Origin of the sequence: Streptomyces sp. NWU339 (assembly GCF_003143855.1) — a bacterium.
Classification (GTDB): domain Bacteria; phylum Actinomycetota; class Actinomycetes; order Streptomycetales; family Streptomycetaceae; genus Streptomyces.
The window spans coordinates 21,436-34,613 of the sequence record NZ_QFRK01000064.1; the positions used below are offsets into that span (position 1 = coordinate 21,436).

Consider the following 13,178-nt stretch of genomic DNA (forward strand, 5'->3'; position numbering starts at 1 on the left):
CCACCGGCTATGCGGTGGACGTCGACGTGTCGTGTTGGGCGTTGGGCGACGGGCACGGCCCAGCGGGGGGAAGAAGGCGGGGATGCCGGCGCCGCCGTCCTCGCCCACGTAGGACGCGGCCACGCGGGAGATCTGGCCGGCGGCCAGCAGGATGCCGAGTCCCCCGTCGTCCACGCCGAGACGATCCGTAGCTGCGAGACGCCGGTGTGCAGCAGTGCGGTGATGAGAACACTAGGGATCCCGCTCAGGCCGAATCCGCCCACCACGAGCGATGCTCCTGAGCCGATGTCGGCGACTGCCTCTGCGGCAGAATCGACTGTGGCTCTGTGTGCGTTCGAGGGCCGGGATGGTGTCGGGCCCGGGCGGTGGGATCACTGGGCGGGTCCGGCATCGACGCGGTCCGCGTGGTCAACGGAAGACGCGGTCTGTCCGGCGAGCACGGTGACCGTCCCCGAGGTGGTCGCCATGCGCGGCAGTGCTCACGGAGCGGGCAGCGGCAACGGCGGTGCTGTCGGCCGTGGTTCATGCTCTGTCTCCTGAAATTGCGGGCGCCCGGGCCGTGGCAGCGGTGGCTGCGGAACCTTCGCTTGGTGCGGGGGCGGCATTCGGTGTCATGGCCACTGCTGTCCCTTAAGCGGCCATGACACCGAATGCCGCCCCCGCCGTCCTGTGACATCCGCCCGCATACGCAGGGAGGTGGCTCGGACTGCGTCACTTGCCCACCGGCGTACGGCAGCCCAGGCAGTGGCGGCCTCGGTGCCCGCGGCCTCAGCCGTGTGAACGGTCGTGGTGCTGCAGGCTGCCCTGGTGGGCGTATCCGTGGTCCGCGGCCCAGCGGAGCTGGTCGAGGACCCACTGGCGACGGCCTTCGTCGATCCGCGCCTGGTAACCGTCGCGGTCGTCGTACCGGATCCAGTGGCGGCCTCCGTCGTGATCCCGCTTCCCGTAGCCGTGATCGTCGCCGCCCCGGCCGTCGAATGCGCTGTGTCGGTCCCCGCTGTGGTGGGGCCGGTATCCGTTGTGATGGTCAGAGATTCGGACGGCGGACGCGACGCCCGAGTGGCTGCCGCTCGGGTACGCCGCCGCCGAGGCGGAGCCGCCGCCGGCGAGAAGGCCGGCTGCCGCGACGGCGGTCGAGGCGACCGCAACGGCGACCCGGCGCACAGTCCTGCTTGCCACGGTTTCCTCCCTTTCCCCACCCCACGATGCGAATGGGCGAGTTAGCGCGTATTTGCCTCGCTAGGCACTGAAGACACTAGCCCAACTTGTTGAATGGTGAACTATTTCTGGCGGTGAGGTGCACCACCTGGCGAAAAGTCGTTGCGCCGGAATATTTCTACGACCCCTACTGTTGCGAGCCGGCCCTCGGGCAGCAGTCGAGGATCCGCTCACCTCACACCACCTCACGGGAAGCAACTCGGCGAATCCGCAACCACGTTGGACGACGCCACACCTCAGGCGCATGCGCCGTCAGCGGCGAGGGCGAGCAGCGAGGAGGAAGCCACCCCGGACCGCACGGAAGGGCGTTGTCACGTTGTTGGGTGTGTGGGTGTCTGACGGTGTGTCGAGGTGTGGTGGGGCCGGGTGCCGGCCCTGGGCTCAGGCCGCGGCAGGCCGGCCGGTGACGCCGGTGACCTGCTCCCAGACAGCGAAGCGGACGGTCATCTCGGCGCGGTGGTCGGAGGCTGTCATCAGGTGGCGGCGGGGCCGGAAGTGGGGTGAGATGCCGCTGAAGGCGGCCAGGTACCGCTGCGCTGCGCCGACGCTGCGGAAGCCCTTCTTGGCGCGCTCGCGCTGCCTCGTTGGCTGGTGGGAGTTCTCGGCCCGGTTGTTCAGCCCCTGGTGCGAGCGGTGCTCGACGGAGGGCGTGACCTGGCGGTGGGCCGCGCCGTAGGAGCGGAGCTTGTCCGTGACCACCACCCGCGGCACGGCCCCGATTCCTTTGAGGAGCCGACGGAAGAAGCGCCTGGCCGCGGCCTTGTTGCGCCGTTTCTGGACGAGGATGTCCAGGACGGTGCCGTTCTGGTCGACGGCCCGCCACAGGTACTTCAGCTCGCCGTTGATCTTCACGAAGACCTCGTCCAGGTGCTTCCCAATGCTGATGTCAAGCCACTGCTGTCACTGAGGGTGTGATCTGGTAGCACCGTCGGTCACGGATCAGGGCCCACAGGACGTTGACGCGACGGCGTGCGAGCGCGAGGACGGCCTGGACGTGGCGTTTCCCCTCGGCGCGCTTGCGGTCGTAAAACTTCCGCGAGTTGGGGTCGCGCTGGACACTGACCAGCGCGGAGATGTAGAAGACGCGCTGCAGGCGGCGGTGGTATCTCGTCGGTCGGTGATCGTTACCGCTGACCTGGCCAAAGTCGCGTGGGGCGGGGGCCACGCCGGCGAAGGCCGCGAGCCGGTCGGCCGTGGGGAAGGCGTCCAGGCTGCCGCCGACGGCGACGAGGAACTCGGCACCGAGGATCGTGCCGATGCCGGGCATGGACTGGATCACGTCGGCCAGTTCGTGTTCGCGAAACCGGCCCTCGATGAGTTTGTCGGTCTCGGTGATCTTCTCGTTGAGGGTCATCACTTCCTTGGCGAGGGTGTGCACCATCTTCGCGATGGCCTTCTCACCCACGACGGCGGTGTGCCGGCGCTCGGCGGCCTCAACCACCTTCTCGGCCAGGGCAGCAGCGTTGCAGACCTTGCGGGTGCGTAGCCAAGCGGTCAGCCGCCGGCTGCCCGCACGGCGGACGCTGCCGGTGTCTGGTATCCGGTCAGCAGCACCAGCGGGCCGACGTTACCCAGGTCGAGGGCCCGTTCCAGGGCCGGGAACATGCTGTTCAGCAGGGCCTTGAGCCGGTTGGTGGTGCGGGTGCGGTCGGCGACCAGATCGACGCGGTGGTCGGTCAGCAGCCGCAGCTCGAGCGTGGCTTCGGCGCCGGGGCGGATCGGCTGGAGGTCGCGGCGCATCCGGGCCTGGTCGGCGATCACGGGGGCGTCCCGGGCGTCCGTCTTGCCCTGGCCGCGGTAGCTGTCGGTGGCCCGGTTGACCGCGATGCCGGGGATGTAGACGAGCTCCTGGCCATGGTTGACCAGCAGGGCGATCAGCAGGCCGGGCTCGCCGCCGGTCATGTCCAGCGCCCAGGTCGTCTTGCCGCCGTCGGCGAGGTCCAGGACGTCACCGATCAGCTTCAGCAGTTCCGGCTCGTCGTTGGCCACCCGACGCGACAGCAGCGTGTCGCCCTCGCTGTCCAGGACCAGGCAGTGGTGGTGGGTCTTGCCACAGTCGGTCCCCGCCCATATCCGGCTCATCGTGCTCCATCAGGTCGTTCTTTCCTGGCGTACCACGGACGACCTCGCCGGCATTGCTCTACACAGCGACTTGTTCGCACTTCCCCATCGGCGGCCGAGTCGTCGTGGGGAGCCGAGCGGCCAAGCATCTGAAGCCACGAACGGCAGCCACTTGTCAGCCACACCCAGCTCCCCCGGGTGTCCTCACCCTACGAACGGGAGGACCAACCCGTTCAAGAAGGTAGAGCCACTTGTCGCCGGGCTGGGGCTGCCGACGGCGCAGCGAGTTGGCGTACTGCTGACCGAACTTCAGGCACCAGCGGCGGATCGTCTCGTAGGAGACGATCCGCCGCGCTCCAGCATCAGCTCCTCGACCTCACGGAAACCGAGCGGGAAGCGGAAGTCCAGCCACACGCAGTGCGAGATCACCCCGATCGGATACCGGTGCCCCTGGTACGACGGCGACATGCCCTCCACGGACGGCCTCCTCCATCGTGATCAGCCCGAGGATTCTCCCATCCTGTCAGCCAACGTGACAGCGCCCCGAAAGGGGCGGGGTCAGGATCGTGTACGACCGGGCCAGGCCACGAAGAACCACGCGGCCCCCACGACTACGTGCATCAGACCGAGGGAGACTCCGGTGAGGATCTGCGGGGCCTGGAGCGAGCCGGCGATGGTGACCACCGCGAAGGCCAGTCCGGCCCATGCTGCGGGGCGCTGGAAGCCGGGCCGGCGTCTGACGATCAGGTTCGCCACCCCTGCGGCGGCCACGAGCGGAACCACCGAGAAGATCACGACCACGATCCAGGTAACCGGGTACGGGGCGTTGGTCAGCCAGTCGGCTCCGGCGGCCGAGCCGATCGCGAAGACGGCCAGGTCGACCACGGCCGCGGCCACGGCGGCGGTGATCGTGTTCTTGGTGGTTATGGAACGGGTGCGCACGGGACGTCCTCACGAGTGCGAAGGGGGAAACGGCGGGACGGGAGCGCCTGCCGGACATGGTTGACCCGATACCGTCACCATGTCCGGCAGACGGCGCCGGCGGTGCGGGCCTGGCCGTCACCGCCAGGGAGGTCAGTTTCCGGCGAGTGCCCGCCCGGCGTCGCGGGCGGCGGCCAGGGCGTCGGAGTGCTGCTGCTCGGCAAGGCCCTTCAGGCTCTCCATGCCGGGGGTGGAGGCGGCGAGAGTGAGTTCACGCTTGATGAGGGTGAGGTCGGCCTGCCAGACGTCGCGGACGACACGCTCCAGGTAGGGGGTGGAGTGGTCCCAGCCCTCCCGCGGGGTGCCGGGACCGTAGCCGCCGCCCACCGTGGTGATCAGCACGGTGGGCGTGCCCTTCAGCAGCGGGGCACCGGGGCCCGAGCCGGCGATCACCAGGTCGGCCCAGGCCTTGAAGTGCTGGGAGACGCCGAAGTTGTAGAACGGCACGGCCAAAATCACGGCGTCGGCGCTCTGGAGCTCCTCGACCAGCGTGGCGGCCAGGGCGAGCGCGCCCTTCTGGGCGGGGGTCCGGTCGGCCTCGGGGGTGAAGCCGGCCGTGGTGGCCAGGCCCCAGGCGTCGGCGGCCAGCGGGTCGGTGCCCAGGTGGCGGCGGATCACCGTGCCGGTGGGGTGCGCGGCGGTCCATTCGGTCTCAGCGCGGTCGGCGATCTCGGCGCTGGCGGAGGCGGCCGGGAGGATGCTGGCGTCCAGGCGGAACAGGTTCACGAGGGTGGCTCCTGAAAAGAGGGCCGCGAAAGCGGCATGACGGGGGACCGCGGCCCGGTCGTCGGCCGGTGCCATGTCCCGCTCCAGCATAAGCGGACTTTACCCCGCTTGTGTTCCTGCAGGTAGGTTGAGCCTGTGAATCTGCCTGTCGTGCCCTTCGGGAAGCCGCGCGGTGAACGCGCCGACGCGGCGCGCAATCGCGAGCACCTGCTGGAGACGGCCCGTGACATGATCGCGGAGCTCGGAGTGGGAAAGGTGACCATGGACGGCCTGGCCGAACGCGCCGGCCTGGGCAAAGGCACCGTCTTCCGCCGCTTCGGCACCCGCGCTGGCATCTTCGTGGCGCTCCTCGACGACGACGAGCACCGCTTCCAGGAACAAGTGCTGTCCGGCCCCCCTCCGCTGGGGCCGGGCGTGGACCCGGTGCAGCGCCTGATCGCCTACGGCCGCGCCCGCACCGCCTTCCTCGTGGACCACTTCGACATCGCACGGGCCTCCCTCGACCCCCACCAGCCGACCCCGGCGGGCGGGGGGGCCATGACCCGGCTCCACATCCGCATGCTCCTCAAGCAGGCCCGCCTGGACGTGCCCGACCTGGACAGCCTCGCCCTCCAACTCACCGCCGCCCTCGATGGACCCCTGCTGCTGTACATGTTCCCGACCGACCCCGGCCCCGTGTCGGCAGCCGGCACCTTCGCCCCCCTCGCCGACAGCTGGCAGACCCTCATCGAGAGCATCGTCCGGGCGAACCGCCCCACCGGCCCCGGCCAGGCAGCCGAACGCACAGCCCGACCGTAAGCTCGCGCTCCGCACCACTACCGACGCGAACCACCGACGGGCCCACCGCGCCTTCCGCCTGCGCGCCGCGGGTGCCAGAGCCAGGGGTCCGGCACGGGTGGGCGGCGACGAGCACCCGGGCGACGCGGCGTGTTGCACTCGCGGCGGGGCGTAGTCCTCCGCCGTCTGCGCGGCGGCCTCCGCGCGGCCCTCTCCCGGGCGGTCGCGGCTGCGGCGAGCGCCTCGGCGGCCCGCTGCTCAGCGAGTGCGCGCCGCGTGGCGGGAACGTCTGCGTCTGTGCCTCGAGGCGCCCCGCCTCCGCCCCCGGCGGCCTCGTCGCGGGCCCGGGGCGCGGCCGGGTGGTCGCCGGCGGTCTTGATGTCCACCCGGTGATCGCGGCCCTCAGGCGCTTTCGCCGAGCAGTCCGCGCAGTCCTTGCTCCACATCGATCAGCCTCGTCTCGTGGCCCGGGGGCACCAGTTGGTAGGTCCGCTGCAGCCACCGCTCCACCATGGCGGACGGGGCCTGGAGCAAGACCTGCCCGTCCGGGGCGGCCAACGCGATGCACAGCATGCGGCGCGCCCCGGCGCCGACGGGCCAGATCCGCACGTCGCCCTGCCCACAGGGCCCGAACGCGCCCTGGGCCAGCAGCTCGCGGGCGAACAGCCAGGTCACCGGGGCGTGCAAGCCGGTGTGGAAGTCGACGTGGACGGCGTAGGGGTCGCGCGGGTCGTAGGACAGGCGGGTCGCTACGCCGATGCTGCAACCCGGCGCGACCAGCAGGCGCATCTCGCACTCCTGCTCGACGAAGTTCTTCATGGACTTTCTCTTGTCTCTCGATCCGGACGGCGCTCGCTGGAGGCTCTCTCCGGGCGGTTCTGTCGGCGGTCCCGGTGCGGGGGTTCGTGTTCCGGCCGCCGCCCGTGCATCGGGCGACGACATGCCCGGGGCGGGGATCGGTGCGCCTGCAGTCGCACTGAACCCCGCCCCTGGTGGTCTGGGCGCACCCCGCCCGGTCGCCTGCTGCCGGTCTCGGCCGCGGCCGCTCATACGCGACGTCGTTGTCGGACATGAGCCAATGCGGACGGTGCGTGCGCGCTGCTGATCAGCGGACCGGTGGTCACCGGCCCTCGCCGTCAGCGGCGATCGTTGCCGCGGTCCCGGTCCCAGCCACGGTCGTGCCGGTCGCGGTCGTGCCGGTCCCGGTCCCAGCCACGGTCGTGCCGAACCCGGTCGTGCCGGTTGCGGTCACGGTCGTTGTCCCGGTCGTGCCGAACCCGGTCGTGCCGGTCCCGGTCGTTGTCGCGGTTCCAGTCACGGTCGCGGTTGTTGTGCCAGTTCCGGTCCCAGTCGCGGTCGTTGCCGCGGTTCCGGTCGCGGTTGTTGTGCCGGTCGTGCCGGTCGCGGTCGTGCCGGTCGCGGTCGTGCCGGTCCCGGTCCTTGCCACGGTCGCGGTTGCGGTCGTGACGGTCCCGGTCGTGCCGGTCACGGTCATGCCGGTCGTTGTCCGTGGCGTAGGAGACGGCGGCGACGCGCTGGGCGTCGGGGTGGGGCGATGCCGAGGCGGTACCGCCCGCGGCGAGCACCGCGCCCGCCGCGACTGCCACCGAGGCGGCCGCGGTGGCGACCCGCCTTCCGAAGATGCGACTCATGATCATTCCTCCTTGAATGCCATGCCGACGCCCCGATCCGTGAGGCGTCGGACGGTGCCCCGAAGTGGTGGGGTACCGCCGAAACTACCCCGAGATGGTTGAAGGATAAACTTTCCGCTGTGTGGGCTATTTCACCGATACCGCCCCCTGTGGAGGGAAATAATCCAGCCTCTCGCAACCTTCGCGCGGCCGGAATCAATCGCATCGACGGGCGCGAAGAAGTCGCCACCGATCGGAGGCGGAACACAGTCCGTCCCACCGGCAGGGGTGCCGGCACGCGGCGGCGGCCGCCACCCGAGCACATCGACCCGCCGACGCGCCGCTCGCGGCGCCGTGCCCGGCCGGCCGCGACCGGTGCGGCCGGCTTCCGCCGGACCGCGGGGACACCGCTGGTCAAACCCGGCGGAAAATGACATTCTGCATTTCGTGCAACATTCAACCAATTCGGGGAGGAGGTCGCCGACCCCGCCTCCCGGGTGGCCGGCGCTGGCGCGCCTGGTCAGATCCGTGGCCGCCCGCCAGGGCGGGCGCATCCTGTCCCACGGCGGCAAGAATCTGACCGCCGCGCTGCTCGCCTGGCAGGCGAGCGCCCCGTGGGGGCAGGGGCGGCCCCAGTTCCTGGCCGTCGCCACGGCCCTGCTCGTGGTCAACACCTCGACGGTGCACCACTCGATGATCGAAGCCGTGCGCCGGGTGGCGATCCAGGTGGCCGGGGTGACTCTGGCCATCGCCACCGCCTGGTGGCTGGGCCCCACCGCCGGGAGCATCATGGCGGTCCTGGCCATCATCCTGGCGGCCCGCGGGCGCCGCGCCTTCGACGACCATCTCCAGGTCGCCTCCACCGCGCTGCTCACCCTGACGGCCGCAGCGGCGATGCCGGTGCGCGACCTCGCCCTCCTGGCGCTGGCCACCGTGGCCGGTGCCGTCGTGGGCACGGCCGTCCATGCCCTGATCCTGCCCCCCGTGCATGTGGCCGACTCCCGGACCGCGGTGCGCCGGCTGGCCCGGGCCACCAGCCTGCTGCTGTGCGACATGGGCCGCGGCCTGCGCAGGCACCAGCGGACCAGCCACGCGCGGGTCTGGCTGTCGAGAGCGCGTCAACTCGAGGAGGAGATCGCCGAGGCGCAGGACCAGGTGCGGCTGGCCGAGGACAGCCTGCGCTGGAACCTCCGCTGCTCCGTACACGGGCCCCGGCGGCCCGGAACCGGCGGCCATGCGCTCCTCGTCCTGCACGGGATATCACTGCAGGTGCGCGGGATCGCCCGGACCCTGGTCGACACCGTGGACGCACCCCGGGACGACCTCCGCCTGGGACAGTCGTTCACCGACCAGTACGCCCGGACGCTCGAACTGGCCGGACAGGCCGTGCAGGACTTCGCCGAAGTGAACCGGGCAGCCGATCCGGAGCACACCGACGCCGGCAGACGGCTGCGCACCGCGCTCGAGCAGGCCCAGGGCTGGCATGACCGCATGACCGGACTCGTGGCACGCGGCGCCCTGAGCGAACCCGGAGCCTGGCACATCTACGGATCGCTGGTCACCGACGCGGAACGGCTCCTGTCCGACCTGGACCGCGCCGGGGCAGCAGAGCCGATGGCCCCGGTGACGCCGATGACGAAGAGCGCGCCCACCACCCGGTTCCCCCGCTTCTGACCGCCCGGCCCGCCGTCTCGCAGGCCCACCCGTCCTGCCGGGACGGCCGGTGGACCGGCTCGGTGCAGCGGCGGGCCGGACACCGGCCGGCCCGCTGGCGGCCCGGCCCGGCAAGCACCTTCCCAGGCACATGCCACGTGGAGCACACCGCATCCCCCGAGTGCCGCCACCCCCGCCGACCGAGTATGTTGAAGATTGAACAAATATCCCGGGTCGTCCGTGCCTCCCGCTGCGGCGGGCGGCGCTCCTCGCGAAAGGCCCTCCCCATGACCACTGCCATGACGCGCCCACCGGACCGCTCCCTCACCTGGTCGCTGCCCTGCACCGCCGACGCCCCCGCCCGGGCCCGGCGGCTCACCCGGCGGCTCCTGCACGACTGGGGCCTGACCGACGAGTACACCTGCCGCACCGAGGTCGTCGTCGCCGAACTGGTCAGCAACGCCCTCACCCACGCCCGCCCCGACATCCACATCACCTGGCGGCTCGTCCGCAACACCGAACAGCCCGCGGTCCGCGTGGAGGTCACCGACGGGGGCCCCACCCGCTCCCCCGCCGACCCCGACCGCGACCCCGACGAGCACGGCCGAGGACGCCTGATCGTGGCCGCCCTCGCCTCCCGGTGGGGTACCGGGCCCCGCCGCGACCGGCGCGGATGCATCCGCTGGGCACAGATCGGCCCCTCCTGACCCGCCGGCACGGCACACGCCGAAGGAGGCACCACGCGTCCGCCGGACGGCCGGCCCCCGCCCCTCCGGGAGCCGCCGCCGATCGCCCCACTCTCCTGCCCGGGCCGGCTCCCGCTGTCGGCGTACGAGCTGAAGTGGCTCTGGCGAGATTTTCGTAGCCGGAGATCACCTCGGCGCGGTGGTCGGCCGGTCCGCACAGCGGCGGCGTAGATGAGCGATCAGGACGACTCGGTGGCGCAGGACGACTCGGTGGCAGAGGAGTGGGACGCGGCGCGTCCTGCCATGATGCGTTTCTGGAGCTTCCCGCCGGTGATGCGGCCCTCGTTGACGCCGGAGTTGCAGCAGGGGGTGACTCCCTGGGCAACGGCGCGCTGGTCTTCACGCAGGGCTGTGGCGATACCGACGAGCGACTTCACGCGGGGAGGGCGGTCGCTCGCGCGGCTCATCCAGGGGCAGGCCGCGCCGCAGGGGCGCGAGGGCTGTCTTCACCCGCTGACAGCGGCCCAGGTAGCCCTGGGTGAGGAGTTCCTGGTGAAGGATCTTGGCGTTGTGTTCGCCCTCATCCCAGCGTTGCCGCAGGTGGTCGAGGTACAGGTCGAGGGTGGAGGGGCGGCGCGAAGCCCGGCGGACCACCTCGGGCCAGGCCCGGGCGCACTTGCGTACCGTGCGGCGGTCCAGCCCGGGCTCGCGGGCTGCGGGCAGGCAGCTGCAGTGAGCGGCGGCAATTTCCTGAACGCGTCGGGACAGACCCTGCCCCAGGCGGAGCGGTCGCTGACCTGGAGGGCGCCGGGGGCGCCGTCGGCAATGCCCCGCCGGTGGGCGAGCAAGCCGTCCCGGCAGACAGTCTCCACTCCCGGATGTCCGCGCAGCCATCGGCCGAGCTGTTCGGCGCCTCTGCCTTCCCAGAGCGTCAGCGGGAGCCTGGTCTCGGCGGCGACCAGGAGGGTGCCGCGGGCGTCGCCGCACAGCGCAAAGTCATCCACCCCCAGGACTCGGGGTGTGACCAGCAGGGGCAGCGGCCCCCGCAGCAGCTGGGAGAGCACGGTGCACCGCGAGAGCGTGACGTTCGGGATGCGGCCCCATCCGGGCCCCGCTCCGGCCGGCCGGCAGGACCCCGACCGCCTCGACCAGGTGCTTCAGTAGCGAGGTGCGCCGCTGGTAGCACACGCTCAAGTCGATCCGGACCGGCCGACCGCTAAACGCGACATCGGCGAGATGCCGCACATAGCGGCTGTGGCTCCACTCGCTCAGCGTGCCGCGCCCCGTACAACCCGCTGGAGCACGAGACCGCGTGCGGGCCCGCACCACCCCGACAGGGTCGGAAACATCGACTGAGACCATCCGCACATCCGCCAAGTGTGGTGACGGATAACGTAGTTCAACAGGCCACGGTAAGAGGCTGCCCACTACGCGGACCGGCCGACCGCCGCGCCGGGGTGACCTCCGGCTACGAAAAACTTGCAGAACCACGTTCACGTGTGCGCCGACCATCCACCCCCGGTCCCCGGGCGGTGTCGTGCTCATCGGGCCCCCGGGGTCCGCTGCCAGAAGGGGGCCGCGGCCGGGATGAGAGGCAGGGAGGATTCCACGCGGCCGAAACGGTCGTCCCGGCGGGCCCAGGAGGCATAGGCGGCGTCGATCTCCTCGCGGCTGCGGCCGACGAAGTTCCACCACATGAGGATCGGCTCGGGGAAGGGCTCACCGCCCAGGAGCATGACCCGGGTGGGTTCACGGACCTCCAGGGGCAGTTCGTCGCGTCCTTCGCCGAGGTAGCCGAGCCGGCCGGGATGCAGGGGCTGGTCACGGACGGCGACGGCACCCTGGAGAACGACGAGCGCGTACTCCCAGTCCGGACGCAGGGGGACCGTGGCCGGCGCCCGCAGATCCAACTCGACGCCGACGAGCGGGGTGTCGCGGCGGGCCGGGCTGGCCAGGCCGCCGAAGTCGCCGATCAGGACGGTCGCGGCGCCGGCTCCGGAGTCGAGGTCGGCCCGCGGCAGCTCCGCGTGGTGCTCGAAGGCCGGTTGGCCGTGCCGGGTGCTCTCCGGAAGGGCGGTCCACAGCTGGATGCCCTCCAGGGTGCCGCGGTAGTGGCCGGTGGCCTCCTCCGCGTGGGAGACGGCGCTGCCGGAGGTCATCAGGTTGAGCTGGCCGGGTTTGATGACCTGTTCGGAGCCGAGGCTGTCGCGGTGGAGGACCTGGCCGTCGGTCAGCCAGGTGACGGTCTGCAGGCCGATGTGGGGGTGCGGGCCGATGTCCAGGCCGCTGTTCTCGGTGACGTCGGCCGGTCCCATGTGATCGGCGAAGCACCAGGCACCCACCGTGCGGCGGCCCCGACGGGGCAGGGCCCGGCGCACCCGGATCGCGCCGACGGTCGCCTCCCGGCTGTCGCTCACCTCCAGGCAGGGCGGGGCGGGATGGCCGGTGTCGGCCTGATCGGCAGGCGCGTCGACCGTGCTGACCGGTCCGCTCATCACAAGACCTCTTTCTTCCTGTCGTTCCCCGGGCACATCAAGGATGGGTTCGGTGCGGCTGCGCGGCACCTCGAGGTATTCCGCATCCTTGTGCCGGTGCGGGCGCGGCTCGGCGCGCCCGGGGGGTTGGTGTACGCCGCGGTGACCGGGAACGCCAGGTGGCGCGGCTCGCTTCCGGCGCGTGGCGGAACGAGCCCATAGGGGGCAGAGGCGGCGATGAGTACGGGCAGCCGGTGCCGTTGAGGCGCGAAACCCGGGCATGCGGCGTGTGAGGACTTCTGGCGCGTTCGTTGATTGTCGGGAGCGGGTACGGCCGGCGGGCTTCGATGGATGTGGGCGGGGCGGGACGAGCGAGGGGCTGCCAGCATCGCATCCTTCCACCGGGTCGCCGGGTGGGGCGCTCGCGTCTGTCGTGACGTGCAGTCCGCGGGGGACGTACCCGCTTGAGCGCACGGCAAAGGGCGGGCGCCTGTTTGCCGGGCTGGGCGCGGATCGGTCGGATCCGTGACGGCCCGTCGGCCGCACCCCGTTGTGCGGCCGACGGGCCGGGCTCCGGCCCGCTCCCGGAGAAGGAGCCGACTCAGGCGGCGGCGAGGCCGGCCTTGAGACCGGAAGCGATCTTGACGACGCGCTCGGCCTGGACGCGGGCGGCGGTGCGGGTGGTGTCGTCGACCGGGTTGTTGCCCTGGGCGTCGACGTGGGAGGTGCCGTAGGGGTTGCCGTCGGCGAACTTGGCGGGGTCGGTGTAGCCGGGGGCCACGAGGATGCCGCCGAAGTGGTGGACGGAGTKGTACAGCGCGAGCAGGGTGGACTCCTGGCCGCCGTGGGCGGTGGAGGTGGCGGTGAAGCCGCTGTAGACCTTGTCGGCGAGCTTGCCCTGGGCCCACAGGCCGCCGCGGGTGACGGTGAACGGCTTGAGCTGCGATGCGATGTTGCCGAAGCGGGTGTGC

General features: G+C 71.5%; 11 protein-coding genes and 5 pseudogenes. 4 read left to right on the forward strand and 12 right to left on the reverse strand.

The genetic code is table 11. From position 1 onward, the window contains the following. Positions 1-57: 57 nt before the first annotated feature. From DIZ27_RS38960 to DIZ27_RS38990, 7 genes and pseudogenes are all read right to left on the reverse strand, one after another. A pseudogene (locus tag DIZ27_RS38960) lies at positions 58-287 on the reverse strand (CoA-transferase); the annotation flags it as partial. 481 nt (positions 288-768) lie between these two features. Beyond that, on the reverse strand, positions 769-1,179 hold the full coding sequence (locus DIZ27_RS38965; RefSeq protein WP_146229073.1) for a hypothetical protein: 411 nt from the start codon (positions 1,177-1,179) through the stop codon (positions 769-771). A 420-nt stretch (positions 1,180-1,599) separates the two neighbouring features. Further along, a pseudogene (locus tag DIZ27_RS38970) lies at positions 1,600-2,088 on the reverse strand (IS6 family transposase); the annotation flags it as partial. 16 nt (positions 2,089-2,104) lie between these two features. Next, a pseudogene (locus DIZ27_RS38975) lies at positions 2,105-3,300 on the reverse strand (IS110 family transposase). 226 nt (positions 3,301-3,526) lie between these two features. Then, positions 3,527-3,747, reverse strand: a pseudogene (locus tag DIZ27_RS38980) (IS6 family transposase); the annotation flags it as partial. A 90-nt stretch (positions 3,748-3,837) separates the two neighbouring features. Further along, a complete protein-coding gene (locus DIZ27_RS38985) occupies positions 3,838-4,221 on the reverse strand; it encodes a DUF6069 family protein (RefSeq protein WP_109383099.1) in 384 nt (127 codons plus the stop codon). A 132-nt stretch (positions 4,222-4,353) separates the two neighbouring features. Next, on the reverse strand, positions 4,354-4,986 hold the full coding sequence (locus tag DIZ27_RS38990) for an FMN-dependent NADH-azoreductase (protein ID WP_109383107.1): 633 nt from the start codon (positions 4,984-4,986) through the stop codon (positions 4,354-4,356). 135 nt (positions 4,987-5,121) lie between these two features. Here DIZ27_RS38990 and DIZ27_RS38995 point away from each other — a divergent pair, with 135 nt between their 5' ends. Beyond that, entirely contained in the window at positions 5,122-5,784 is a 663-nt protein-coding gene (locus DIZ27_RS38995) for a TetR/AcrR family transcriptional regulator (protein WP_109383100.1), read from the forward strand. A 381-nt stretch (positions 5,785-6,165) separates the two neighbouring features. Here DIZ27_RS38995 and DIZ27_RS39000 read toward each other — a convergent pair whose 3' ends face one another. Both DIZ27_RS39000 and DIZ27_RS39005 read right to left on the reverse strand, forming a co-directional pair. Continuing rightward, positions 6,166-6,582: an SsgA family sporulation/cell division regulator gene (locus DIZ27_RS39000; protein WP_109383101.1), complete on the reverse strand. Its 417-nt coding sequence runs from the start codon at positions 6,580-6,582 to the stop codon at positions 6,166-6,168. A gap of 317 nt (positions 6,583-6,899) precedes the next feature. Then, positions 6,900-7,415: a hypothetical protein gene (locus tag DIZ27_RS39005; protein ID WP_258308761.1), complete on the reverse strand. Its 516-nt coding sequence runs from the start codon at positions 7,413-7,415 to the stop codon at positions 6,900-6,902. A gap of 507 nt (positions 7,416-7,922) precedes the next feature. Here DIZ27_RS39005 and DIZ27_RS39010 point away from each other — a divergent pair. Both DIZ27_RS39010 and DIZ27_RS39015 read left to right on the forward strand, forming a co-directional pair. Continuing rightward, complete coding sequence (locus DIZ27_RS39010) at positions 7,923-9,068, forward strand: hypothetical protein (protein ID WP_109383103.1); 1,146 nt, start codon at positions 7,923-7,925, stop codon at positions 9,066-9,068. Positions 9,069-9,334: 266 nt separating this feature from the next. Then, a complete protein-coding gene (locus DIZ27_RS39015) occupies positions 9,335-9,754 on the forward strand; it encodes an ATP-binding protein (protein WP_181383913.1) in 420 nt (139 codons plus the stop codon). A 218-nt stretch (positions 9,755-9,972) separates the two neighbouring features. Here DIZ27_RS39015 and DIZ27_RS46615 read toward each other — a convergent pair whose 3' ends face one another. Next, positions 9,973-10,170, reverse strand: a complete 198-nt coding sequence (locus DIZ27_RS46615) for a hypothetical protein (protein WP_219933701.1) — start codon at positions 10,168-10,170, stop codon at positions 9,973-9,975. A 583-nt stretch (positions 10,171-10,753) separates the two neighbouring features. On the opposite strand from DIZ27_RS46615, the gene DIZ27_RS46230 reads away from it, so the two are divergent. Next, on the forward strand, positions 10,754-10,897 hold the full coding sequence (locus tag DIZ27_RS46230) for a hypothetical protein (RefSeq protein WP_181383914.1): 144 nt from the start codon (positions 10,754-10,756) through the stop codon (positions 10,895-10,897). A gap of 377 nt (positions 10,898-11,274) precedes the next feature. On the opposite strand, the gene DIZ27_RS39025 is transcribed toward DIZ27_RS46230, so the two are convergent. Together DIZ27_RS39025 and DIZ27_RS39030 are read right to left on the reverse strand one after the other, a co-directional pair. Further along, positions 11,275-12,228 (reverse strand): pirin family protein, encoded by a 954-nt coding sequence (locus DIZ27_RS39025; protein WP_109383105.1) that lies wholly within the window; start codon positions 12,226-12,228, stop codon positions 11,275-11,277. Positions 12,229-12,808: 580 nt separating this feature from the next. Next, positions 12,809-13,178 (reverse strand): annotated as a pseudogene (locus DIZ27_RS39030) (NAD(P)H dehydrogenase); the annotation flags it as partial.

What these genes read in the sequence shown, in the direction of transcription:
- DIZ27_RS39025 (WP_109383105.1), bottom strand. Translation starts at nt 12,228, where the DNA reads ATGAGCGGACCGGTCAGCACGGTCGACGCGCCTGCCGATCAGGCCGAC.
- DIZ27_RS39005 (WP_258308761.1), bottom strand. Translation starts at nt 7,415, where the DNA reads ATGAGTCGCATCTTCGGAAGGCGGGTCGCCACCGCGGCCGCCTCGGTG.
- DIZ27_RS39015 (WP_181383913.1), top strand. Translation starts at nt 9,335, where the DNA reads ATGACCACTGCCATGACGCGCCCACCGGACCGCTCCCTCACCTGGTCG.
- DIZ27_RS39000 (WP_109383101.1), bottom strand. Translation starts at nt 6,582, where the DNA reads ATGAAGAACTTCGTCGAGCAGGAGTGCGAGATGCGCCTGCTGGTCGCG.